Consider the following 24,914-nt stretch of genomic DNA (forward strand, 5'->3'; position numbering starts at 1 on the left):
GACAAATACTCGCGCGTCATTATCAATCACGAATTATTTTAACCTTCTGGTACAACTTAGATTTAAAATGACACAGTAATTATTACTGACTCCTCAATTCTTCTTGATTTTAAAATATGAACGAGTTAGTTACTGCAATTACTACAGGGGCAATCGCATTCATTGCTACTAATATTGATGATATTGTCATTCTATTATTATTTTTTTCTCAAATAAATGCTAACTTTCGCCCCCGGCATATAGTTGCTGGCCAGTTTCTCGGTTTTACAGTTCTGTTAATCCTTAGCCTTTCGGGTTTATTTGGGGGATTAGTTTTATCAAAAAACTGGATTGGATTACTTGGTTTACTACCAATGTCCATAGGTATCAGTAGCTTAGTCAATCAGGAAGAAGATTCATCAAAAAAAGTTGTAGCTGCAACAGAAAAAGCTGAAACATCAACGATTACTAGCTTTTTTTCTCCCCAAGCTTATAGTGTGGCTGCTGTTACAATTGCCAATGGAAGCGATAATATTAGTGTTTATATACCTTTATTTGCTAGCTGCAACTTAGAGAGCTTTTTGGTAATTATCGGATTATTTTTTCTCTTGTTAGGAGTTTGGTGCTACGTTGCATATAAATTAATTAACAACAGAGTTATAGCTGAAGTATTTACTCACTACATTAACAATCTAGTACCTTTTGTTCTTATCGGATTAGGCGCTTTTATTGTATTAAAAAGTGAAGCTTTAAGTCCAATAAAGCTAGCTGCTAGTAGTATCTGTTTGATTATTTTGGTGAAAAATAATGAAAGTAATGATAAAATTGGCGGAAATTCTAGTAAATGAATGTAACTAGTACGACGGACGTGGCGAAAATCTCCGAAAGGATTGATGTTTGAAAAAATTTCTGTTTCTGTATCAGCTAACGGCTGTGCGTACACAGTAGAACAGCAGGAGAGTGTGCTGAAGCAATCGCAATATTCCAAAAGAACAGAAGATTAGGCGATCGCTATTGTTAATCAGATGCTCCAGCGTGTATTAATAAACATTGTCTTTGTTCTTGATTAACTATCAAAAATGTAAATCCCCAGATAATAAAATCCCACAGTTCGTCATCGATATCAAAGGCTGGATTATATTGAAAAACTCTCGCATTCTGGTAATCAATACACTCATTGACATTCCGCCAAAAACTTGTAATCAGATTGCGCTTTTTAGATTTTTCAACGTTTTTGAATCCGTCAGATGGGTTGATGCGTGCAATAAAAGTATTAATTCTGGTAGTCAGCACTGTGGAAGCATGATAACACTCACACATGGTAGCCAGTTCTGGCTTTGCTCCTGGATAAGCCAATTGGATTAATCTTTGCATTTCTAAATCTGGCGTTGCTTCTTGAGAAGTTTTTTGAATGGCTAGTTTGTCCAATGTTTGAGGCTCTAAATCACCATCCTCAAGCTTTATTCCCTTCGCACTGAACCAGATGACATAGTTGCCACCTTGTAGGCAACAACTCATAGCTTCCATGTATCCATTTAACCTACCCAGTTCTGGTGTATTCTGTATTATCATACTGTTATTGGTTTTGAACGGCTCGAACTTCTCTGTGCCTCCAGTCCAGTATAGTTGCCTTTTTGTACTAAGGAATCAGGATTAAATAACTCCCCAAACTGTAAAGAAGGGCGGATTTGACGATCTAATTAACAGTTCACGATCGGATCGAGGAAACCCGCCCCTACCTAATCCTGGAACTTAGTTTAATTCACGATTCTAAGTTGCCTCATTAAGAGTCTTATCCTGAGAATGCTTACTTAACTATAAGAAATCAAACTTTACTCAACCACTCATTCTCCTCTGGGTCTTTGAATAGTGAGGTGCTGAGGTAACGTTCGCCGAAGCTAGGCTGTACCATGACGATGAGGCGGCCTGCATTTTCTGGTCGTTGTGCCACTTGAATAGCCGCATATAAAGCAGCGCCAGTAGAAATCCCCGATAGTAATCCTTCTTCTTTTGCAAGGCGACGGCTGTAAGCGATCGCTTGCTCATCGGCTACCTGAATCACTTCATCTACCAGTTCGGAACGATAAATTGCTGGGACAAATCCCGCGCCAATACCCTGAATTTTGTGAGGCCCTGATTTACCGCCTGCTAATACCGGACTGTTGCTGGGTTCAACTGCGATCGCTTGAAAACTCGGCTTCCGTTTTTTAATAACTTCTGAAACTCCCGTAATCGTCCCACCAGTACCTACTCCCGCCACAAGAATATCTACCTCTCCATCGGTATCATTCCAAATTTCTTCGGCTGTGGTTTCGGCGTGAACTTTCGGATTAGCAGGGTTGCGGAACTGCTGCAACATATAAGCATTGGGCGTTTTAGCTACAAGCTGTTCTGCATGAGCGATCGCTCCTCGCATCCCTTCTACCCCTGGCGTTAACTCTAGTTGAGCGCCATAAGCTTTGAGCATGGATCGTCTTTCGTGGCTCATTGTGTCAGGCATCGTTAGAATGAGATGGTAGCCCTTGGCAGCTGCCACCATCGCTAGCGCAATTCCTGTATTTCCAGAAGTCGGCTCTACTAAAACAGTTTTTCCGGGGTGAATCAAGCCTGCTTCTTCTGCCACTTCCACCATACTCGCGCCAATCCGGTCTTTCACAGAAGATGCTGGATTCATGCTTTCTAGCTTCACCACAATCCGAGCAACCGCTCCTGAAGCTTGGGGAATCTTGTTTAATTGAACTAGAGGAGTTCGGCCGATTAACTCTGTGATATCTTTCGCTATCCGCATGTGGGTACTCCGTCGTGTCTAAATATAATACATTGGACTCTGCTGGGCGCGAGTTTCTCTTTCCTCGCACAAGTCTTGGAGTGTATAACGACCCAAAACTTCTATTGAGGCAGCGTTAGCTTGCTCCCAAACTTCATAAACCAGAGTCTTTTCTAGAGTCGGAGAGTTAGAGGTATCTTTCTCTTTCCGCTCGCCTTCAACCAAAGTGACAATTTCAAGTATTGTAATCTGCCAAGGTTCCCGAACTAAAACGAAACCTCCTTTAGAGCCGCGTTGACTCTGCACCACACCAGCACGCCGGAGGTTAGTCAAAATTTGTTCCAGATAGCGCTCAGGTATGGGTTGCTTGGCAACGATCTCGCTCATGGTTAAAGGAAGTTTTTGTCCGTGGTGGCTTGCTAGTTCTAAGAGTGCCAGCAGCGCGTATTCCACTTTGGAAGACAGATCCAAGAGAGCGTAGTTTTGGCTATTCAAGACTGTACTCAATATACTACGGTGAATTGAGGGACTTATCGCAGTTTATGCGAAATTAATTTTTTTCAACTGTGGAATGTGATAGCATCCCACTTATTACCCACAAAAACACTATAATCTATCGACTTACCGTAGATTTAGATATTACACAATTCCCAATATAAGGACTCGACCTTTTTCTGGGAGTCATCCTGAGTTTCTGTTTTCAGAGCCTCACCCATCAATAGAAATCTCAACAGAGTATGCTACTAACTGATTTGCAAACCATTTTTGAGCGTGATCCAGCAGCCCGTAACTGGCTAGAAGTATTGTTTTGTTACCCTGGACTCCAAGCTCTAGTGTTTCATCGATTGGCGCACTGGCTGTATAAAATTGGAATTCCTTTCATACCAAGATTCATCTCTCATCTTAGTAGGTTTTTAACCGGAATTGAAATCCATCCTGGGGCATTAATTGGCCAGGGAGTGTTTATTGACCACGGTATGGGAGTTGTGATTGGCGAGACTGCGATCGTAGGGGATTATGCCCTGATTTATCAAGGTGTCACCCTTGGCGGGACTGGAAAAGAAAGTGGCAAACGCCATCCAACTTTAGGTTCTCATGTGGTTGTGGGAGCGGGTGCGAAGGTATTGGGAAATATTCAAATTGGCGATCGCGTCCGTATCGGAGCCGGTTCAGTGGTATTACGAGATGTTCCCAGTAACACTACAGTAGTTGGGATTCCAGGGCGTGTGACTCGTCAGAACAACTCATCTACCAATATTCTGGATCATGATAAAGTCCGCGACGTAGAAGCTGAAGTCATCCGTGCTTTATTTGAACGCGTCAAGTCTCTAGAGAAACAGTTCGAGGAGTTGGAACAATCAAGTTTGTCCCCAACTGAGCTTGGCGACGAATTAACTGACAACCCTAAGAGCAAAAATTCTGATGGGATGATTGAAGATTTTCTTGATGGTGCAGGAATTTAATTTTGGGAATGGGGCATTGGGCATTGAGAGTGCTGAGTAATGAGTAATGAGTAATGAGTAATGAGTTAGGAGTTAAGAGTTAAGAGTTTTATTTATCTCCTTGTCTCCCTTGTCTCCCTTATCCCCCTGCTCCCTGCTCCCTGCTCCCTGCCCCCTCCTCTCCTCTTTAAAATACCCATAGGTTCTTATAACCTGATATAAATGTAATACTACGGTTAATTTATCGGAGAATAGTTTTATATATATGGTGTCTTTGTACACAAGCTTATCAAGTTCAAACAGTAACAATACTAAGCAACTTTTTGCCCGTAGGTCATTTCTGCCAGAGCATCATAACGACCTTTGGAAGATTGAAACGGGTTTTGTAAGAACTTTTAGCTATCTGGAAGATGGTACAACTGTTGCTTTAGGATTGTGGGGGCCTGGAGATGTCGTTGGTAAAAGGTTGTCAAAATTAGAACCTTATCAAATGGAATGCCTAACTAAAGTGGAGGCAACAGTTTTACCTCTAGAGGAGTGGACTGAACTCACAGAAACTCTACTAGCCCATATCCAACAGGCTCAAGAATTGATGATCATTCGTAGCCATAAAAAAGTGGATACTATGCTTATCAAGCTATTGGCATGGTTATCCAAAAAGTTTGGTTCGGAAGTTGAGAAGGGACGTTTAATAGATATGCGTCTGACTCATGAAGACCTGGCGGAAATGGTCGGTTCAACTCGTGTTACGATCACTCGTGTTCTGGGGCAGTTTGAGCAAGAGGGCTTGATCGATCGCCTCTCCTTACATCGAATTGTTCTCAAAGAAGAAGAAATTTGGTACTACGAAATTTAAATTATTTCAGTAAAACCAGCTATCGCCGTCGGCATTCGGCTTGCCCACAATTCTAAGATTCAAGGATTCTAGGTAAGCTAAACCGCGAGAAATTTGTGGCACTGTTCCCCGCAGTTCAATGTCAAAGCATCCTTCTGTATTTGGTTGTAGCATAGCCTTGGTAATATTAACTACCAAGCCGTAAGTAGAAATTAACTGCGAAATCACGGGCGCTTGCAGATAGCATTTGGGAATATGTATCCGCAGACGAATTTGAGTGATTTGGCTTTTTTCAGAAACTGAAGAAACCAGTGATAGTCTGTTTTGGGAATTGGTTTTTTGGTTATTTAGTGCTGACATTGGATAGTGATGATTTTATTAATTAGCGTAGGCGTAGCCCGTCGTAGACATCGCTATAAACGCTAGACAAATCTAGCCAAATCGGTAGTCCCAGTTTTTCTAAATAACTCAAGCTAGAGTAGAGTTGCTTTGTTCTTCCCCACAAATCCAAGTCAAACCAGCCGTCATCTTGCGTATCGGGTTGAAGTATCGCACTGGTAATATTAACTGTTAGTCCATAACCAGAAACTAACTCGGAAATTACTGGTTCTTGGTAATAAGATTTTAAGATGCACAGTTGTAAGCGCAATCGATTGGTTTGACCTTGAGAAATCCATTGCTGGAATTGTTCTTGCCATTTATTTGTCAGCCATGCAGAGTCTTTGGGACTGAGTTTACTAGCTGAATTTGGGAAAGGTAGAGTGTGCTGGTTAAGTTGAATTTGGTTAGCGATCGCGAGTTGCAGTAAATTCACTCCCAATCCTTGCAAGTAAGATAGGCTATTTGTCAGTTTTTGAGGATTTCCTGAAAGTTCCAAATCAAACCAGCCATCGCTGTCATTTTCGGATGTCAGGGATGCAGCTTTGATATTGACGGTTAAACCATAACGAGAAACCAGTCGAGAAATTACAGGTTGCCTGTTATACCGTTGAGGCACGAGAATTCGACTGTGGACTGAAGCAGGTTCTACGGATTTACTCTGAGACATCAGATTAATTCCCAATAGCGATGCCTACGGCGGACTGCGCCTACGCAATTTTTGGGTTCGGCAGAGAATCTTGCTGATGTCGTGCCCCCACAACTCAACTGTGTCTGCTTGAATGTTAGCCTCATAGAAATGTTCATATTTCTAGCTTTTATTAAACTACTGTAAATCTATCGATTTTATGCACTTAATTGTTATGTAAAGGAGACTCCCACAAAGACGGAAAAAATACAATGGGTAAAATAACGTAAATCAAACTCATTATATTTTGACTAGCTTGAGGTTAATACGGTTGACATTTTTATAAAAAAATAGTATGTATACCTTTTACAGAGATAGTCCAGTTTAAGTAATCCACGCGCAACTTGAGACTTAGGCAGTGGACGATGTTAGATGCTCTACTTGGAAGGAAAGTTTTTATTCATACTTATTTCCTCTAGGAATAACTGCCATCTCTTGTGAGAAGTAGAACGGTGTTAATAATTAAAGGTTTAGATTAAGCGGCTCTAGCCCTCAAAGTAGGGCTAGAGCCTTCAAAGCAGAGAAAAATTATGTTTTTTACATTATTTAATGTACTTTAATTTGTGACTGCCTACTTACTTAAATATTTTTGGTACTTCAGGTAATTTTTAATAAAATGAAAAGTCAGTGTTGACGCGATCGCAGAAACTTTAAACTTTAAGTTCATATCCTAAAATTGCCTTGATCTTTACCTTGTTAGGATATTAATGACTGTAGAATAGTCGCTTAAACTTTCATGATAAAAGTTGATGATTAATATTACTAAATTAAATAAAATTGACTTTTTAGTTTTGATTGGGATTGTGATTATTGGTCTTATACATTTGCCTTTTCCATTTGATGGAGATCAAGCATTTTTTCGGCTTGGTGCTTTGGAGATGCAACAAGGAAAGTTACTCTATCGTGATTTTTGGGATGTCAAGCAACCGGGGATTTTTTGCTTTTACTTTTTGGGAGGAATTTTATTTGGTTTTAATGAGATTGGCATCCATCTCTTTGAACTTATTTACATGGTGTTTCTGTCTATAATATTGTTGCTGAGTCTAAAAAGCTATTTTCAGCATCCGATAATCGCAAGTTTAGTACCTTTGTTAACGGTTGGCGTTTACTATATTGTTTCACAGCCTTGGCATCTTACTCAAGTAGAGGCACTGGTTAGTTTGCCTTTATTTACTTGTGTTTGGTTAACTTCTCAATCTTTTAAATATGAAGGTAGAAAAGCATTTTTTATACTTTTACTATCAGGCTTTATTGGTGGAATTGTCATCACATTTAAATTAATACTTTTACTAATATTACTTTCTTTTTGGCTAACTACTTTGATATATTCTTTGCCGATCAAACGGCAGCCAATTACAAAAGTATTTGTAGAAATCTTTATTCCCATTTTTATGGGGATTATATTTCCTATTTTATGTATTGTTATCTATTTTGCCTGGTTTAATAGTTTACCAATTTTGTATCAGACATTTTTTGTATATCCACCTCGGATTGTTGCTAATTCCCAATTTAATCCAAGTGGGCTTTTTGCAGGAATAAAATGGTTTTTAAATAATTTTTACCCTCTACTTTTAGCTGCTACTGTTGCAGTAGATGTATCATTACGTAAGTCCAAGAATATATTGACTTTGCTACTTGTTATTTGGTGTATTTTTGCTTGGGGTGTGATAGCTCTACAACGTGGCGCATTTTGGGAATACCATTATTTACTATTGTTTGTACCTTTAGGTATTTTAGCTACTAAAGGATTAGATGTTTTATGGGAGTCTTTAATAAAATTGAGTTCTCCATTTACGACAATTCTGCTGATATTTTTGTTTTTCTTTCCTTTATCGCACACTCTGATAAAAAAGAGTGTTGTTCTGGCTAATAATAACTTTGCATTAACTGAAGAGACACGATTCAAATATCAGACTGTTTTTAGAGCAAAATATCCATCTCTTCGTTCAGAGGCTGAATTTATCTCCCAACCAGAAAGTCTTCCTGGTGAGATTTATGTAGCTGGCGATCCATCTATTTACTACTTCTCCAATCGGACTCAGGCAACATCACTACGTGGTTGGGCACTTGAATATTTTCTGCCTGAGCAATGGACAAAACTTTTAGAAGAGTTAGATTCATCTAAGCCTCCTTATATCTTTATTGATGATATTCAGCAGCCTACTATCAACAAAAGTTTTCCCAAAATGCTAGAATTTCTTGAGAGTAAATACCGTATTTTACGTCAAAATAATAACGGTACTTGGTATACACTTTTGTAGACAAATCACTACAGCAATTCTGAATCATTTATCAGAAATAAGATCCCCGACAACTTTTATAAAGTCGGGGATCTGCGGGTTTTAATACAATACAGTTCAGTTAAAGAAAATTGTAGGTTGGGTTAAGCAAAGCGCAACCCAACAAAACCCCGAAAATGTTGGGTTTCGTTCCTCAACCCAACCTACACATTTCAAAGTTTTTGGCACTAACCCAAGCGTATTGGGTTTCAAGACTCTTAAAACCAGACAAATAAACTGTTTGTGTTACTATAACTCTTACCAATCGGTTGCTTTAGTATCATCCCAGATTTCCAATTCCAAATCGCGGAGATAAGTTAAACCGCTTTGAATTTGTGCATCTGTTCCTTGTAGTTCAAGGTCAAACCAACCATCTCCGACAGCATTGGCTCCCAAAATCGCTGCCGTGATATTCACAATCAGTCCGTAGTCAGACACCAGGCGAGAAATGACAGGTTCCTGGTGATAATCTTTAGGAATTCTGAGTCGAATCCGTTTATTGGTAAGTGTATTGTCAGTAGCCATATCTGAGTTATTTCAATCCCTAATCGGGATTGGTACAGAACTACTCTTAACCCTAACGGTAATTTCCTGATAGGTACTAAGTAGATCGTACCATGTCCCATGATTTGCTTGTATCCTATTTCAAAAGATAACTATAATCGCTTGATTTTTCTATTCAACATCTTTAATGCGGGTTTTCCGTTCTAGAATCTCCTTCAGCACCAAGGTTACTACTGCTAACAACGCTAACAGTACAGCTGCAGAAAAAGCCGCTTCAGTTTCGTATTGTTTGTAAGCGTCTTCTACAAACAGTGGTAGGCTCTGGGTTTGGTCAGCAATGTTGCCAGATACCACTGAAACCGCTCCAAATTCACCCATTGCTCTGGCATTGGTCAAAATTAAACCATAGAGTAAGCCCCAACGGATACTAGGTAGAGTGACGCGCAGAAATATCTGCCAATCTTTTGCACCTAGAGTTCTTGCAGCTTCTTCTTGATCCTTACCAAATTCTTCTAAAACCGGAATTACTTCCCGTGCGACAAAAGGCATACTCACGAAGGCTGTAGCCAATACCATACCTGGAAAGGCAAAGATAATCTTGATATCATGGGCTTGGAGCCAAGGGCCAAACCACCCATTCCGGCCGTAAAGTAGCACAATCATTAATCCTGCAACTACAGGCGAAATTGAAAAGGGCAGATCGATAATGCTCAAAACTACGGCGCGTCCAGGAAATTTATGACGAGCGATCGCCCAAGCTGCACATAAACCAAATACCGTATTTAAAGGTAGAGAAATCACAGCTAGTAACAGTGTTAGCCAAGCTGCATGGATAAAAGCTGGTCGCGTCAGGTTGGACAGAAACGGCCCAACACCCTTACTAAAGGCTTGGACAAAAACGTTAATTGCCGGGATATATTGAACTAGGGCTAAATAAGCGATCGCTATCCCAATTAAAACTATTGGCACCCAACTCTTCTGCTCTTTCGGCTTGGCCGTATGTGTCTCAGATGCAGATGAGTGAAAACTTGGCTTATCTACTGTCATATCGCCTTGCCCATGCTTGTAAGAAATTAATTGCCAATAACAGTACCAACGAAATTGATAGTAAAACTATGCCAATTACTGTTGCACCAGAATAGTCGTACTGCTCTAGCCGTTGGAAAATCAGTACAGGTGCGATCAAATCTTGGAAGGGCGTATTAGAGGAGATAATCACAGTTGAACCATACTCTCCAACTGCACGAGAGAAACCCAAGGCAACACCAGTCAAAATCGTGGGAAATAAAGGTGGCAAAATCACTTTCCAGAAGGTCTGCCATTGAGAAGCACCCAGACACCAGGCGGCTTCTTCAATTTCATGTTCCATTTCCTGAAGCACGGGTTGCACAGTTCTCACAATAAAAGGTAGTGAGATAAATATCATTGCTACCGCTACTCCCGTGCGGGTAAAAGACACCTTTATTCCCAATGGTGCTAGTAGCGAACCTAGCCAGCCGTTATCGCTGTAAACTGTTGCCAGGGTTAGCCCTGCGACCGAAGTTGGTAGTGCAAAGGGTAAATCTACTGTGGCGTCAATCAAGCGCTTTAAGGGAAAGTCGTAGCGAACCAAAACCCAAGCAATTAGAGTTCCAAATACCCCATTGAGTAAGGCAGCAAATATTGCCGTCACAAAAGTTACGTTGTATGTTGCTAGTGCGATATCACTGGTTGCGATCGCCCAAAACCTAGATGGAGGTTCTGTAGCTGCTTTCAGGAACATTGCAGTTATGGGGATCAGCAACATAACTGTCAAGTATACAATGGTGATTACCCAAGTCCAAGAAACTCGCTCCAATCTCTTCAAAAACGGTGTTTTGCGTTCAACTTCTACAGAAGGAGATACAGTCGTCATAGTCAAAAATTCAAAATTGGAAATTCACAAGGAGCTTTTTGCCAGTGTTCGTAATTGCTAATTCGTAATTCAACCACAGACCAACTATTTTTTATTCTGGAGAAAAGAAAGTTGTGGAGTCAGAATTACGAATTACGAATTACGAACTTGTACTGAGCTTGTCCTGAGCGTAGTCGTTGGCGCAGCCTCTCGTAGAGAAGGGCGTAGCCGAAGTATTACGAATTATTTTTTGCCTTGAATCTTGTCAAACACGCCCCCATCTGCGAAGAACTTCTTATCAATTGCTTCCCAACCGCCCAAGTCTGCAACTGTACCCAGAGTTTTCAGCTTAGGAAATTTGTCAGTGACTTCCTTGGTTTGAGCTAAAGTCTCATCCACAGGACGGAATCCTAATTTGACAAACTCTTGCTGTGCTTCTGGGCTATAGAGGTATTTCACAAAACCTTCAGCAACTTCGCGGGTTCCGTGCTTATCGACGTTTTTATCTACCACAGCGATCGGATTGTCGATGGATATATTCACATCGGGAACGACATACTCAACCTTCTCGCCCTTTTGTTGTGCCAAAAGAACTTCGTTTTCGTAGTTGATTAAGACATCTCCCTGCCCTTGCTTGGCAAATGTATCAGTAGCTTCCCGCGCATCTTTAGGCAAGATTGGCACATTTTTGTAAACTTTAGTCACAAATTCAGTAGCTTTCGCCTCATCGCCACCTGTTTTAATTACAGAATCCCATAGTGCTAAGAAATTCCACTTAGCACCGCCGGAAGTTTTGGGGTTAGCAGTAATCAATTTCACACCATCTTTGGCTAAATCTTGCCAGTTCTTGATGCCTTTAGGATTGCCGGGACGAGTGACTATTGCTGCAACAGATTTGGAGACAATGCCATTGTTGGGAACTTCTTTCTCCCATCCTGGCTGAATCAATCCAGCCTTCTCAATCTTTGTGGTGTCTCCAGCTAATGCTAAGTGAACAACATCTGCTTCCAAACCATCAATAACAGCGCGAGTTTGGGAACCAGAACCACCATAGCTTTGCTTGAACGTAACAGTTTGATTATGATCTTTTTTCCACTGTTCTACAAACTTAGGAATAATTGCTTCGTGAGCGGCTTTGGTGACAGCAAAGGAAACTAGAGTTAGTTCAACACTATCTTTGCTTGCAGCCACAGGAGTAGCATTAGCAGCAGGGGTTTCAGAAGAAGAAGTACTCCCAGTTCCTCCACCAGAGCAGGCGGCAAGGGCTACACTCAATACAGTACCTACCAAAAAGAGTGATACAAAGCCTTTGAGCGAATTTAGTTTGAATCGATACGTTCTATTGAACGCGTAGATGCGTTCGCCTTTGGCGTTGCCGTAGGCTAGCAGCTTGTCGTAAGACATCGCTTGTAATCTTTTCAATAAGCGTTGCCACAAACTCATTCTATTTCCTCCACTAAATCCACAAATAGTCGATGGGAATACAGTTATATAGTGTTTATCATACTGGATGATTCCATGTATCTAGTTGCAAACACCAAAAAACCTCACATTCTTTATCAAGAACATGGTGATTTTACCAGTTCTGTGAAAAATTAAAAATGCTTTTACTTTCAACTATCAAATTGCATAGGCGCAGCCCTTCGTAGGCATCGCAATCAACTATCTGCTGCATCAAGCAACTTGCTATAGAATAGCTAATCTAGCGTAGGCGTAGCCCGCACTTCGAGTGAGCTTCAGTGACCATCGTAGATATCGGCTTCGTTCAACGCAGTGCAACAAAATCAAATAACGTCTTGAGTGCAAGAGAAATTACTGTAGTGAGAAATATACGGCGCAACCAGAGGTTACTGAGTCTGAGAGCAACCCGCGATCCAACAACTCCACCAATGAACATAGTAATACTCAGAATAATACCTAGTTTGTAATCAACTATTCCCTGCATAAAGAAAATAATGGTGGCAATTAACGAAGAAAAAATGTTGATAAACTTTGTGTTTGCGATCGCCTGCACAAATGTCATCCGAAATAGACTGACATAAACTGCTGTGAGCATAGTGATATAGCCTCCACTAAAGAAACCACCATAAACACCAAGCACAAAAGTTGCCACATATCCACCAATTTCTGCTATTGGTGAGGGTTTCCCTATTTTTGAAACGATTCCAGCATTCCGATTGGTGATTGAAAAGACGGTAACTACAATCATCAAAATCGAGATAATCAGAGGCATCGATTTTGAAGGTACAACTAAAACAAGTAATGCACCGATAATTGAGCCTAAAAGGGTTAATAAAATCATTATTGGCAAGCGCCTGTGGTCAATTGCTTTTTTACCAATAAAAGGCAATGTACCACCAACACTCATAAAAGTTAATGCCAGCATATTAGTGGCAAGAGCAATACGCGGTTCAATGCTCAATTGAAACATTACAGGGACGGTAATTAAAGAAGTGCTTCCTGTAATGACACTTATAACACTTGTGAGAAAGAAAACTGCAATGAGTAAAAATAATTGGATAGCATTCATTAGAGATTCGATCTTTATGTTGTTATAAATACATTTTTTTACAGAATGCTTGCAGTAGATAAAAGATATCTAAAGCCCCTAATCTGAAGGAGATACAGCTTTTTGGAATTATATTAATATAAATATAATTCCGTGTAAACTTATAATTTTATACCAAGATAAATGGTAAATTTTATATATTGGTAACAACTAAGTTGGGGGACTTTATATAAATTGATAAATTACAACAGTGAGCCACATCCAATACTGTGCGATCGAGAGTTATTGGTGTAGATAATTGGTCTTTCAATAAGCGATAAATAATGTCTCTACATCAGGGTTTGATTGGTGATACCAATTCAATTAATGATTACAACATATCCTTGGCTAAAGACGCGATAAATCGCGTCTCTACAAATGATCTATTTGTCGCATTCTTTTTTCAATTGGTATGATTATGAACTGTATGTATTACAATATAAATAGCATCAAAAACAAAACCCATTTAGAAATTATCTAAATGGGAAAAATCGAACAAATATTTATGATTAACTGAATGCATATTTCAGGGGTAGCCCGTCCTGAAAAACTAGTAATTCCCCTGGTTGAATTTGTGTCCAAACTTCATTGTCAGTCAGGGGCGTGGTAGCAATGACAGCGACGCGATCGCGTTCAGTAGTCACTTCCCGAAAATCTACGGTCATGTCTTGGTCAATTAAATGGGCAGCAGCAAAGGGCGCTTGGCGAACAATGTAGCTGAGTTTAGTTGAGCAGTAGGCAAAAAAGTGTTCTCCATCTGATAATAAGTAATTAAATATACCTACTTTCGCAATTACAGCAGTAATTTCTTGCAGCACAAAGTACAGTTCCTTGATATCGGGCTTACCTTTAGGAAAGCGCGATCGCAATGTTTCTAGGATCGTACAGAATGCTTTTTCACTATCGGTATCACCTACGGCTTGATAAAAGCCCAAATTTTCTGGATCAAAATCTGGCAAATTACCGTTGTGGGCAAACACCCAATACTGGCCCCACAATTCTCTGCGGAAAGGATGGCAATTGTGTAAGGCAATTTCACCCTGAGTAGCTTTGCGGATATGGGCTATGACATGGGTTGAGTGGATGGGATAACTCCGCACAAACTCAGCTACCGGAGAAGCAACAGAAGGTTGAGCGTCTAAAAACATTCGACATCCCTTTCCTTCAAAGAAAGCAATGCCCCAACCATCGCTATGGTCATCCGTTTTTCCTCCCCGTGCAGAAAACCCTTCAAAAGAAAAGCAAATATCCGTTGGAACATTGCAATTCATTCCGAGCAATTGGCACATTAGCTCTCAATTTTTGACTAAGGTCTCAGGATCAAGATACTTCAGAATGCTGCATTGATTCTGGAGCGATCGCTTCAATCTTAGAATTTAAGGCTGAGATATGCCAAACGATCCCCAAAAATAAAGAGTCTGCTTCTAGTTAGGATGATGACACTATGCCAAAAGATGGTAACGGCGGATATCTGGTGCAGCAGTCACTAAACCTTCGAGTTTAGCTGCGGCCGCTTGGAAATGGGGTGAATCTAGATGAGTATTCAGGGCTTCATCAGAAGTCCACTCTTCTACAAAAGTAAAGTCTGTTGGATCGTATTGGTTTTGCAAAAGTTTATACTCGATCGCACCTGCTTCCTGACGGGTTGGCTCAATAAGTTCCAACAGTACAGCTTTTAGTTCTTCTACTTTGTTAGGCAAAGCAATAATACGGGCAACAATTTGAATAGTTTGGTTTGTCATTTGTTATTTGTCATTGGTCATTTGTCATTGGTCATTGGTCAAAACAGTGTTGAGTAATGAGTAATGAGTAATGAGTAATGAGTAATGAGTAATGAGTAATGAGTAATGAGTTTTGTTTATCCCCTTGTCCCCTCACTCCCTCATCTCCCTCATCTCCCTGCTCCCCTGCTCCCCTGCTCCCCTGCTCCCTGCCCCCTGCCTCCCCTGCTCCCTGCTCCCTGCCCCCTGCTCCCCGATCTTCCCTGCTGCTCTGGTATTAATATTTATTAAAACATCTGCTGTAAATATTGTTCATAGCCTAGTTGTTCTAATTTTGCTTGCTTTGCAATTACTGATTCACATAAGGTTTGACGATATTGTTGCACTTTTTCTAACAATTCTGGTTGATGAGTTGCGAGGATTTGTATTGCTAAAAGACCGGCATTTTTGGCATTACCGATCGCTACTGTTGCCACAGGAATACCACCAGGCATCTGTAAAATAGAATACAAAGAATCTACGCCTTGTAAGTTCCGAGTGGGTACAGGAACACCGATCACAGGAAGGGGAGTTAAAGACGCTACCATTCCAGGTAAATGGGCAGCACCACCAGCACCTGCAATAATTACCTTAATACCGCGTTGGTGTGCAAGTTGAGCATATTGCACCATGCGTTCTGGGGTGCGGTGAGCCGAAACGATCGCTACTTCGCTCTCAATACCAAATTCTTCACAAACTGCGATCGCATCTTTCATAGTGGGCAAATCGGAATCGCTGCCCATGATAATACCAACTAGGGGAGCCATAGAATTTTGGATTTTGGATACTTCGACTTCGCGGTAGTTGAATCTCGACTTCGCTCGATTACCGCGCAGTCGAAACTCAGTACAAGTTTTGGATTTTGGATTAATCGTCGGTTGTTTCATCTAAAATCGGAGAGATTTAGCTATCTTCTCCTCAGTGTGATGACCCAAGCAACACAAAATCCTGTAGATATTATCAATGCTAGAGTGCCTGGTTACAAAGATTTGCAGATGCTCTTGGTTAATCAAGAGGGCATAATAGAGCAAATTTTGCCAATGGATACAGTCGGGAAAGACATCTGTGCATCTGCGATCAATGTTGCAGGTGACTGGATTTCATTGGGTGGCGTTGATTTGCAAATTAACGGTGCATTGGGTTTGGCATTTCCTGATTTAACGGCTGAAAATGCTCATGTACTCCAGAAAATAACGCAATTTTTGTGGGATGTCGGGGTAGATGGATTTTTACCGACACTTGTAACAACTTCAGTAGAAAATATTCAGCGATCGCTTGCTGTGATTGCTGATATTATCCCCTGTCAACAAGCTGGTGCCAAGATTCTCGGAGTCCATTTAGAAGGCCCATGTTTGAATTACCATAAGCGCGGCGCACACCCAGCAGAGTACTTGTTACCCTTAACAATTGACGAGGTAAGGCGGGTTTTGGGAGATTATGCCCGCGTTGTGAAAGTCATCACCTTAGCGCCGGAGTTAGATCCCACTGGCGAAGTAATTCCATATTTGCGTTCTTTGGGAATTACCGTTAGTTTAGGACATTCTCAGGCAACATCAGCCCAAGCGCAACTTGCTTTTGAACTCGGTGCAACGATGGTAACTCATGCTTTCAATGCCATGCCACCATTGCATCACCGCGAACCAGGATTATTAGGGGCAGCAATTACCCATTCTGATGTGATGTGTGGTTTTATTGCTGATGGCGAACACGTTTCGCCCACAATGCTGCAAATATTACTTCGCGCTAGCTATGAAGAAAAAGGGCTGTTCCTCGTCAGTGATGCCCTTTCACCTCTGGGGCTACCCGATGGCGTGTATCCTTGGGACAGTCGGGAAATAGAAGTTAAAAACGGTACGGCACGACTAGCCGATGGCACCTTATCAGGGACGACTTTACCTTTATTAGTGGGAGTGCAGAATTTGGTGAAGTGGGGGATTTGTGATGTAGAGACTGCCATTTTACTAGCTACGGATGCACCTAGACGAGCGATTGGTTTGCCTGGAATTACCAAAAGTCAACCTGCTAATTTATTACGCTGGCATTGGGATGAAGTGACAAAAGAACTAACGTGGCAGCGATTATTGGGCTAAATTTCGCTTCAAGGTGATAGGGGAAGAAGCGTTAATTATACTCAATAAAAATGTACATTTGTGAGATAGACATCATAAATCAATGGATATAGCTTTACTCGTTAAATTTCTCGCTCCCTGTCTGCCATTTCTGTTGAATGTGGGTAACAAAGCCGTAGAAGGGGCATCTCAAAAAGTAGGTGAGGATGTTTGGAATAAAGCCAAAGCTATTTGGGCTAAGTTACATCCCAAAGTAGAGGCGAAAGAAGCAGCAAACGAAGCAGCAACGGATGTGGCACAAAAGCCAGAGGATGAAGATTTACAAGCAAGTTTGCGGGTGCAACTCAAGAAGATTTTAGAAGCGGATACAGCACTTGCAGACGAAATAGCTAAGATTTTGCAAACATCGACTGACAAACCCGGAGACAATATTCAGGTCAGTGCTAATGCTTACGACCAAAGTACGGTGAAGCAAGTTGGGAAGATTGACGCAAACCAAGTAAGTTTTTAATTGAATAGGGTGGATAGAGTACTGCCTACCCTAAAAATTTTGATGTTTCGAGTTCTGAGCAGGAACGGCCGGGTTCCAAACAGGAACGGCCAGGTTTTAAGCAGGAACGGCCGGGTTCCGAACAGGAACGGCCGGGTTTTAAGCAGAAACGACCGAGTTCCAAACAAGAACGGCCGGGTTCCAAACAAGAACGGCCGGGTTTTAAACAGGAACGGCCGGGTTTTAAGCAGGAACGGCCGAGTTCTAAACAGGAACAGCCGAGTTCTAAACAGGAACGACCGAGTTCACAGCCACAATATCAAGCAAAATTTCTACCTACTCTAAGCAATGGTAGAGGAACCCAGCCCCAGTAACCCGAACAACATTGAAATGAATGCCACTGCCCACGGTGACAGTAAAGTGACTATGGTAGGGCAGTTAAATGCAGCAGAAGTCAAATTTATTGTTGACGATGTACAACCAATACTAGAGCGATTGCAACAAATCTCTCCACCAGAATCGCCGGGGGTTCTCAAAGCAGGGAATCCCGGTAAAAGTTTGGCTTACTGGCAAGGAAGAACAGCAGAAATCGCCCAAATACAGCAATGGTTAATTGATGAAAATACCTTTTTAATTGGTATAGAAGGCATCGGTGGCACAGGTAAATCGATGCTGGCTACAAAAATTTATGATGAAATTGTCGTCGGTTATGGCATTGGGTACGTAGTTGGTTTAGGCGGTAATATTAATTCACTATCTTCTTATGAAAACAGAAATAGTCGGCTATTTTTCAACTATATGCTGCAAAAAACACTGGTCAGTCTGTTAACTATGGGATTGTTTGTGCAATCTATTGCTGCTTACTCCCAGGCTTTAACCTATAATTACAGCAATCCAAGTTTATCTCAGCAATCCTTACTAATAAGCCAATTTAGACCAGATGCTAGTTGTGAAGCCAACGACAACTTAAGTTTGTTTGCTGATACTTTTATTAGTGTGTGCCGAAAAGCATCGATTAGGCGGGAGTTTCCCAGTGAGTTTCTGAACTCTTATTTAGAAGACATCAAGAAAAACAAATCGGCTATTGGTAAAAAAGCTTGGAAATTATTGAATGATAATAGATTTAAAAAGTAGCCGTGGAGAACATGAGATGAAAACTGAAAGTGCAAATCAAGCAGAATCCTTCTATATTGCTATAATTCTCTACAAATCATCTTCAGATAAACCTGATTATCAACCTTTGTACCAAGAAAGCTTTGTCTTGATTAAAGCCGCTTCTTTGGAGGAAGCAAAAGCAAAAGCTTTGAATCATGGGAAAAATGAAAGTGTCAGCTATACAAATGAAAATGAAGAAACTATTACTTGGTCTTTACAGCAAATAGTAGACGTGAATTCAGTTTTGTATGATGATTTTGATTCATCTGAGGATATTGTTGATTTATATACTCGACATTTTCGGAACTATGAGGCTTACCAATTATTTGAGCCATTATTATCTCAAGAGTAACTTGGAGAATAGTTATCAAACCACGCGATCGCTTTTGTCTCAGTGATGGGAATTGACAAGAGCGATCGCATACGTGTAGAAGCCGAGGGTATGGCAAATCAATTAATGTTTCTAACAAAATATATTGATAATTTTTAATCGGCGATCGCTTTGTGTGAAAATCTGTAAATTTATAATTGTATATAGTTAAATTATGGAATGTATGTAGAAGGTAAAAAAATGACAATTACTACCAAACTAAAACAACTCTATGAAACCGATGAGAATTTATGGTTAGAAGAAACTATTGAATTATTAAAACAAAAACAGTTTAGCCAGCTTGATTTAGAAAACTTAATTGAGGAATTAATCAGTTTGGGTAAAAGAGATTTAGCTAAAGCAAAAGGTCTTTTAAGGCAAATTATTATTCATATATTGTTACTCCAATATTGGCAGATTGAATATGAGAGAAACTATCGTCATTGGATTGGAGAAATTAAAACTTTTAGATATGACTTAAATAATCATTTAACAACGAATTTAACAAAAAAGTTACAGGATGATTTAGAGAATATTTATCAAAGTGCAGTTGAGTTTGTGAAAATTAAAACCGATTTAAATATTTTTTTAGAAAAATGTCCTTACACTCTTGTACAATTATTAGATGAAAATTATTTACCTTAAAGATAGCAGTATTATCTAATTTTGGTGAAATCAAAGCAGCACTAAGAGCGATCGCAGTTTCACGAATAGTCATGATAATTGCCTTTTTCAGTCCTCTTCATTTTGACTCAAGGATTTGACTAAATGCATGGCAAGGGCGAGCGCTTTGTGTAAGAGTGCCTACTGGCTAGCGTTCTGTCTTTACCAACAACTTGAGCAGCTGTATTATAAGCCTGTGCCAATCTCATATAGGTGCTTTTGTTAAACCCAGCAGAGTTTCACAAAAATCTGATTTACTGCAATTTGTTAGTCCCGTTCTTAAATACTTAATTGAGAATTCCTTAAAGCCTGGGTGCTCATTTAAGAAAATACGATGGAAAGTAGCCTGATCGCCACAGAGAACATAATCTTCTATGCCACCCTGACCAACATAGTTAATCCAACGCGCTTGAAATCTTACTTCTAAGAAATATAGTGTTGAGTATTGCTTCCACTCTGAATTAAGATTATTATCATATTCGTATAAAGCATCTTTCCAAGTACCACTGGAAATTATAAATGTTGGAGAATGATATTTAATAGCATTTTCAGCCATGTGGATTTTTTGAAGACTGAAGTAGAATCCTGCCGTTCGATCTGAAGACTTTGGTACATAGTATTCACCTAACTTATTTAACTGGACATATATAGGGTGATAATAAGTGCGTTGTCTAGATGCAAATGGTGTTTTAGGCAAAGAATTTGCTGTGTGGTTATACCTTGTTTTGGAATTTTCTATTAAATAACTCTCTAGTTGAGACAGGAAAGGTACTAATTCGCATTTAGGCATTAATGGTGCTTGCCAATAGCGGACTCTGACACATTTTTTACCATATTCTTTAACCAGTTGCTCAAAAGCATTTTTTCGATGATGTCCAATAAAACGAGTTTTGAAACATCCGGCTTGACCAATATAAGCTGTAGGCTCTTGATCACTGCCTACAAAATAAATACCACCGAAGGTAGGAAGTGATTTTTTATCAATATATAAAACCCAAGGAAGTTTAGTTACATCAATACGGTTAGCAGTAGCAATAACTTGAGATGTATACAATTTAGATTTCATTGCTAGATGTGCAATTATATTGTGAAGAATTTAATCAGCAAATTCTATTTATAGAATGCCCAAAATTTCCTCACATATAACGTCAATGCAGTTTAGATTGCACTTCTATTTGATGCGCAATAATTTAAACAAAATGCAGTAGATAACAAAATAAAAAGCCCGCTGATGCGGACTTTCTAAATTAATTAAGTTATTGCTTTACTTAGCGTTTCGCCAACTTCTTCGACATCTTCCGCAGACGAATTGATTGGGGTGTAACTTCTACCAATTCATCGGGGCCAATGTATTCCAAAGCACGTTCTAGGCTCATGTCTATTGGTGCTTGCAGTTGCACTAGTTCATCGCCACCAGCAGCGCGGTGGTTGGTTAACTGCTTGGTTTTACAGATATTCAGTTCCAAATCTTGCGGACGATTGTGTTCGCCGACAATCATGCCTCTGTAAACCTTTGTGCCGGGAGTAATAAAGAATGCTCCTCTATCTTCGGCGTTTTTCATGGCGTAGAAGGTAGAAACGCCTTCTTCAAAGGAGATTAAAACACCTTTGTTACGGGCTTCAATATCGCCACTCAGTTGACGGTAATCTAAGAAGCTGTGGTTCATGATGCCTTCGCCACGAGTCATCCGCATGAATTCACCCCGGAAACCAATCAAACCACGGGCGGGAATGACAAACTCTAGTTGGGTGCGATCGCCACTACCAGGCTGCATATCTTGCATTTCGCCTTTGCGTTGTCCCAGGCGTTCGATACAGCTACCCACAGCATCAACAGGAATGTCTAACACCAAGAGTTCGTAAGGTTCGCAAGGTTGACCGTTGACTTCGCGGTAAATAACCTGTGGCTGAGATACCTGAAACTCGAAGCCTTCCCGGCGCATGGTTTCAATTAAGATACCCAGGTGGAGTTCTCCACGACCGGAAACGAGGAATTTATCGGGAGAATCGGTTTCTTCGACACGCAAAGCCACGTTGGTTTCAAGTTCGCGGAATAGGCGATCGCGCACTTGTCTTGATGTTACCAACTTGCCTTCTTGACCAGCAAAGGGTGAATCATTCACCCAGAAGGTCATTTGCAAAGTTGGTTCATCTACTTTAATTAGTGGTAAAGCTTGGGGTTCGTTAGGATCGGTAATCGTTTCCCCAATATAAGCATCGGCGAAACCAGCCACCGCCACAATATAACCTGCGGTTGCTTCTTCCAAGTCTACGCGCTTGAGTCCTTCAAAGCCCATCAACTTGGTAATTTTACCTTTGACAATGGTGCCATTTTCTGTAACTAAAGCGGCTTGTTGTCCTGAGCGGATAGTACCATTGTGAATTCTGCCAATGATAATCCGTCCCAGATATTCAGAATAATCTAGGGTTGTGACTTGTAATTGTAGAGGCTTATTGCGATCGCCCACTGGTGATGGAACGTGTTTCAAAATCGCGTTAAACAAAGGTTGCATGTCTACCGATTCTGCTTCCAATGTTTCTTTGGCAAAACCTCCCATCCCGGAGGCGAACAGATAAGGAAAATCACATTGGTCTTCATCTGCGCCTAATTCCAAGAACAGATCCAAGACTTTATCAACTGCAACGTGGGGGTCAGCTTGACCGCGATCGATTTTGTTGATGACAACGATGGGACGCAGCCCTTTTTCTAAAGCTTTTTTCAGAACAAAGCGTGTTTGGGGCATGGGGCCTTCATTGGCATCGACAATCAGCAGACATCCGTCAACCATGCCAAGTACCCGTTCAACTTCGCCACCAAAGTCAGCGTGTCCAGGAGTATCAACAATATTAATTAGTGTTTCTTTGTAGCGAACTGCTGTATTTTTGGACAGGATAGTAATACCCCGTTCCCGTTCTAGGGCGTTGGAGTCCATAACGCAATCCGGAACGTCTTCGCCTTCGCGGAAAATGCCGGATTGTTTGAGAAGTGCGTCAACCAGCGTGGTTTTGCCGTGGTCAACGTGGGCGATAATGGCGACGTTGCGAATTGGGAGCGTCATAGAAGCTTTTGGTGAACTCTAGAGGGTGTTTATAAGATTTACATTTGAATGCTAGGCTGTTTTAACAGAATTGAGAAGGATCGGCAAATTCTGTAAAGAACCTTTAATAATTCTAGCGTAATCGTCACAATTGCGGGGAGTTTTGTAAACCCCACAATCGAGATGTGTGGTAATTACGGCGTTCGTGGGATAAAAAAGCTTCTGTGACAAACAGGTGTTAACTGAAGGGCTGTATTGCTTTTGAGAATTGCGGTTGATTCGCATAGAGGAATTTTGTCATTGAAATACTTTGGTGAAAAGTGCGATCTTTGTCACACAGAGATGAAGTTCCTGGCTGCTAAAAGTCAGGTTATTTCGTGTTTGGGATCGATAGAGAAGCGATCGCCAAGCCTGGTTTTTATTGACTAGAATGGGGTGGGTATCTCTACAAAAATATTCAACTTACACAGAATTCTCACAATGTAGAGCGAGGTCAATTGTTTAGGAGAGTAAGAAGCGATGTCTACGATGGTCACTAAGCTTGTCGTACCACTTCGTGGAAGCAAGCTAGCAAGAGCGTCTCGTAGAGAAGTGCGGGCTACGCCTACGTCATTATCTATGTAGAGACTTTACAATGTAACGCTTCTAGAGAATTTAAGGTATATCCTAAAAACTAATAAAATGACAGCGATAGTTATATGGTCTGCTGCCTAAATCCTAATTGCGAGAATCCCAAAAATCCTGACGGGGCAAATTTCTGCCTCAGTTGTGGCACACAGTTGGTATCGCTATTGAGAAATCGTTACCGAATCATCGCACCATTAGGAAGAGGAGGTTTTTCACGCACATATATTGCAGAAGATATAGACAAGCTCAATGAACGATGTGTTGTTAAGCAGCTGGTTCTAAGTCAATTTTATGCCAGTCAGGGTAGTCAGGCACATAAAAAAGCGACTGAGTTGTTTGAACGAGAAGCTAAACGTCTCAAAGAACTAGGAGAACATGTCCAAATTCCCAATTTATATGCATATTTTAAGGAAGCTGAATATCTGTATTTAGTGCAGCAGTTTATCGAAGGGCAAAATCTGTTGCAAGAGTTAAAACAACAGGGAGTTTTTGATGAAGCCAAAATTCGAGATTTTTTAAATGATTTATTATCCGTAATGGTAGACATCCATCAACAACAAGTAATTCACCGAGATATTAAACCAGAAAATATTATTCGTCGTCAAAATGATGGGAAGTTAGTACTAATTGATTTTGGGGTGGCAAAACAAAAAACGGAACCTACAAACACTACGATCGGGACAATTATTGGTTCTTTGGGTTATGCACCAATTGAGCAAATGCAAACGGGTAAAGTTTTTCTGTCTAGTGATATTTACAGTTTAGGAATAACTTGCTTTCAACTGCTGACCAATATTTCTCCTTCGAGTTTGTGGATGAAACAAGGCTATGGTTGGACTTCTAGTTGGCGGCAGTATTTAACGCAACCTATAAGTCAAGAATTAGAGATGATTCTTAACAAGTGTCTACAAGAAAATCACGAACAGCGTTATCAATCTGCACAGGCTGTCTTACAAGACTTGAAGAAGTTGCCAGCGCTAAGGTATACATCACCTCCTACTGTTATTCCACCTACTCTACCATCAAGAACGCAACCGCAAAATCAATATCAATCAACTCGATATCTACCACAATTATCTAACAGGAGATTATTGTCTGGAGCAATAATAGCTGGATCGGGTAGTTCATTTTTAGCGATCGCACTTATAAGTTTTCTTGGAACGACTTGGATTAGCTCTGGATTGTGGTTGCTCATTTTAGGAGGATTAATCTTTATTCAATCTCGCCCAATTCTAGAAAAAGCTTATTTAATTGTTATTGCTATCATCGCCAATTTACTCGTTGTCTTTATTTTCAGAAATCTCTTAACTAATAATCTTTTTAAAGCTGGTTTAAATGGGATGTTACTTGTAGGATTGCTAGTTATTCTAGCAGGTTTATTAACAGTTATTATTGTGGGCATATCTGAAATAATCAACAACCTGATTGCTAAATATCTTTAGTTTTTTG

25 protein-coding genes are annotated in these 24,914 nt (G+C 40.5%); 10 read left to right on the forward strand and 15 right to left on the reverse strand.

Going from position 1 to position 24,914, the window contains the following annotated elements:
- Positions 1-116 precede the first annotated feature (116 nt).
- Positions 117-827 (forward strand): cadmium resistance transporter, encoded by a 711-nt coding sequence (locus NSTC731_RS28585; RefSeq protein WP_445627902.1) that lies wholly within the window; start codon positions 117-119, stop codon positions 825-827.
- Positions 828-996: 169 nt separating this feature from the next.
- On the opposite strand, the gene NSTC731_RS28590 is transcribed toward NSTC731_RS28585, so the two are convergent.
- The 3 genes from NSTC731_RS28590 to NSTC731_RS28600 all read right to left on the reverse strand — a co-directional run bounded on the left by NSTC731_RS28590 (position 997) and on the right by NSTC731_RS28600 (position 3,268).
- Positions 997-1,551 carry a hypothetical protein gene (locus NSTC731_RS28590; RefSeq protein ID WP_445627903.1) on the reverse strand — a complete coding sequence of 185 codons (555 nt, stop codon included), beginning with the start codon at positions 1,549-1,551 and terminating at the stop codon, positions 997-999.
- Positions 1,552-1,804: 253 nt separating this feature from the next.
- Positions 1,805-2,767 carry a cysteine synthase A gene (gene cysK / locus NSTC731_RS28595; protein ID WP_445627904.1) on the reverse strand — a complete coding sequence of 321 codons (963 nt, stop codon included), beginning with the start codon at positions 2,765-2,767 and terminating at the stop codon, positions 1,805-1,807.
- Positions 2,768-2,785: 18 nt separating this feature from the next.
- The gene (locus tag NSTC731_RS28600) at positions 2,786-3,268 is read right to left on the reverse strand and encodes an RrF2 family transcriptional regulator (RefSeq protein ID WP_445632191.1); all 483 of its coding nucleotides are present in this window, start codon (positions 3,266-3,268) and stop codon (positions 2,786-2,788) included.
- A gap of 215 nt (positions 3,269-3,483) precedes the next feature.
- Here NSTC731_RS28600 and cysE point away from each other — a divergent pair, with 215 nt between their 5' ends.
- Together cysE and NSTC731_RS28610 are read left to right on the forward strand one after the other, a co-directional pair.
- Positions 3,484-4,209 carry a serine O-acetyltransferase gene (gene cysE, locus NSTC731_RS28605; protein ID WP_445627905.1) on the forward strand — a complete coding sequence of 242 codons (726 nt, stop codon included), beginning with the start codon at positions 3,484-3,486 and terminating at the stop codon, positions 4,207-4,209.
- Between the two features lie 244 nt (positions 4,210-4,453).
- Positions 4,454-5,044: a Crp/Fnr family transcriptional regulator gene (locus NSTC731_RS28610; RefSeq protein ID WP_322692966.1), complete on the forward strand. Its 591-nt coding sequence runs from the start codon at positions 4,454-4,456 to the stop codon at positions 5,042-5,044.
- Positions 5,045-5,050: 6 nt separating this feature from the next.
- Here NSTC731_RS28610 and NSTC731_RS28615 read toward each other — a convergent pair whose 3' ends face one another.
- Both NSTC731_RS28615 and NSTC731_RS28620 read right to left on the reverse strand, forming a co-directional pair.
- Positions 5,051-5,383 (reverse strand): NIL domain-containing protein, encoded by a 333-nt coding sequence (locus NSTC731_RS28615; RefSeq protein ID WP_445627906.1) that lies wholly within the window; start codon positions 5,381-5,383, stop codon positions 5,051-5,053.
- 22 nt (positions 5,384-5,405) lie between these two features.
- A complete protein-coding gene (locus NSTC731_RS28620; protein WP_445627907.1) occupies positions 5,406-6,071 on the reverse strand; it encodes an NIL domain-containing protein in 666 nt (221 codons plus the stop codon).
- 767 nt (positions 6,072-6,838) lie between these two features.
- Between NSTC731_RS28620 and NSTC731_RS28625 the strand changes: the two genes are divergently transcribed.
- A complete protein-coding gene (locus NSTC731_RS28625) occupies positions 6,839-8,350 on the forward strand; it encodes a hypothetical protein (RefSeq protein ID WP_445627908.1) in 1,512 nt (503 codons plus the stop codon).
- A 276-nt stretch (positions 8,351-8,626) separates the two neighbouring features.
- On the opposite strand, the gene NSTC731_RS28630 is transcribed toward NSTC731_RS28625, so the two are convergent.
- From NSTC731_RS28630 to purE, 8 genes are all read right to left on the reverse strand, one after another.
- Positions 8,627-8,893, reverse strand: coding sequence for an NIL domain-containing protein (locus NSTC731_RS28630; RefSeq protein WP_445627909.1), 267 nt, complete (start codon positions 8,891-8,893; stop codon positions 8,627-8,629).
- Positions 8,894-9,043: 150 nt separating this feature from the next.
- Entirely contained in the window at positions 9,044-9,919 is an 876-nt protein-coding gene (cysW, locus tag NSTC731_RS28635; RefSeq protein ID WP_322670851.1) for a sulfate ABC transporter permease subunit CysW, read from the reverse strand.
- Positions 9,906-10,766: a sulfate ABC transporter permease subunit CysT gene (gene cysT, locus NSTC731_RS28640; protein ID WP_445627910.1), complete on the reverse strand. Its 861-nt coding sequence runs from the start codon at positions 10,764-10,766 to the stop codon at positions 9,906-9,908. Before cysT ends, cysW begins: the two co-directional genes overlap by 14 nt.
- 222 nt (positions 10,767-10,988) lie before the next feature.
- The gene (locus NSTC731_RS28645) at positions 10,989-12,188 is read right to left on the reverse strand and encodes a sulfate ABC transporter substrate-binding protein (RefSeq protein ID WP_445627911.1); all 1,200 of its coding nucleotides are present in this window, start codon (positions 12,186-12,188) and stop codon (positions 10,989-10,991) included.
- A 322-nt stretch (positions 12,189-12,510) separates the two neighbouring features.
- Positions 12,511-13,275, reverse strand: a complete 765-nt coding sequence (locus NSTC731_RS28650) for a sulfite exporter TauE/SafE family protein (protein WP_445627912.1) — start codon at positions 13,273-13,275, stop codon at positions 12,511-12,513.
- Between the two features lie 527 nt (positions 13,276-13,802).
- On the reverse strand, positions 13,803-14,582 hold the full coding sequence (locus NSTC731_RS28655) for a class II glutamine amidotransferase (RefSeq protein ID WP_445627913.1): 780 nt from the start codon (positions 14,580-14,582) through the stop codon (positions 13,803-13,805).
- Between the two features lie 153 nt (positions 14,583-14,735).
- Complete coding sequence (locus NSTC731_RS28660) at positions 14,736-15,035, reverse strand: putative quinol monooxygenase (RefSeq protein WP_445627914.1); 300 nt, start codon at positions 15,033-15,035, stop codon at positions 14,736-14,738.
- A 266-nt stretch (positions 15,036-15,301) separates the two neighbouring features.
- Positions 15,302-15,820: a 5-(carboxyamino)imidazole ribonucleotide mutase gene (purE, locus tag NSTC731_RS28665; protein ID WP_445632192.1), complete on the reverse strand. Its 519-nt coding sequence runs from the start codon at positions 15,818-15,820 to the stop codon at positions 15,302-15,304.
- Positions 15,821-15,979: 159 nt separating this feature from the next.
- Here purE and nagA point away from each other — a divergent pair, with 159 nt between their 5' ends.
- The 5 genes from nagA (at position 15,980) to NSTC731_RS28690 (ending at position 19,782) form a co-directional block, all read left to right on the forward strand.
- Positions 15,980-17,143 (forward strand): N-acetylglucosamine-6-phosphate deacetylase, encoded by a 1,164-nt coding sequence (gene nagA / locus NSTC731_RS28670; protein WP_445627915.1) that lies wholly within the window; start codon positions 15,980-15,982, stop codon positions 17,141-17,143.
- A gap of 82 nt (positions 17,144-17,225) precedes the next feature.
- Entirely contained in the window at positions 17,226-17,633 is a 408-nt protein-coding gene (locus NSTC731_RS28675; protein ID WP_445627916.1) for a hypothetical protein, read from the forward strand.
- Between the two features lie 327 nt (positions 17,634-17,960).
- Complete coding sequence (locus tag NSTC731_RS28680; RefSeq protein WP_445627917.1) at positions 17,961-18,746, forward strand: hypothetical protein; 786 nt, start codon at positions 17,961-17,963, stop codon at positions 18,744-18,746.
- Positions 18,747-18,762: 16 nt separating this feature from the next.
- Positions 18,763-19,119: a DUF4288 domain-containing protein gene (locus NSTC731_RS28685; RefSeq protein ID WP_445627918.1), complete on the forward strand. Its 357-nt coding sequence runs from the start codon at positions 18,763-18,765 to the stop codon at positions 19,117-19,119.
- A gap of 219 nt (positions 19,120-19,338) precedes the next feature.
- Complete coding sequence (locus NSTC731_RS28690) at positions 19,339-19,782, forward strand: DUF29 domain-containing protein (protein WP_445627919.1); 444 nt, start codon at positions 19,339-19,341, stop codon at positions 19,780-19,782.
- Between the two features lie 223 nt (positions 19,783-20,005).
- Here the strand turns inward: NSTC731_RS28690 and NSTC731_RS28695 are convergent, their stop codons facing one another.
- The gene (locus tag NSTC731_RS28695) at positions 20,006-20,866 is read right to left on the reverse strand and encodes a hypothetical protein (protein WP_445627920.1); all 861 of its coding nucleotides are present in this window, start codon (positions 20,864-20,866) and stop codon (positions 20,006-20,008) included.
- Positions 20,867-21,068: 202 nt separating this feature from the next.
- Entirely contained in the window at positions 21,069-22,859 is a 1,791-nt protein-coding gene (gene typA / locus NSTC731_RS28700; protein WP_445627921.1) for a translational GTPase TypA, read from the reverse strand.
- A 677-nt stretch (positions 22,860-23,536) separates the two neighbouring features.
- Here typA and NSTC731_RS28705 point away from each other — a divergent pair.
- Entirely contained in the window at positions 23,537-24,907 is a 1,371-nt protein-coding gene (locus NSTC731_RS28705; RefSeq protein WP_445627922.1) for a protein kinase domain-containing protein, read from the forward strand.
- Positions 24,908-24,914: the final 7 nt, after the last annotated feature.

This window comes from Nostoc sp. DSM 114167 (assembly GCF_052692655.1).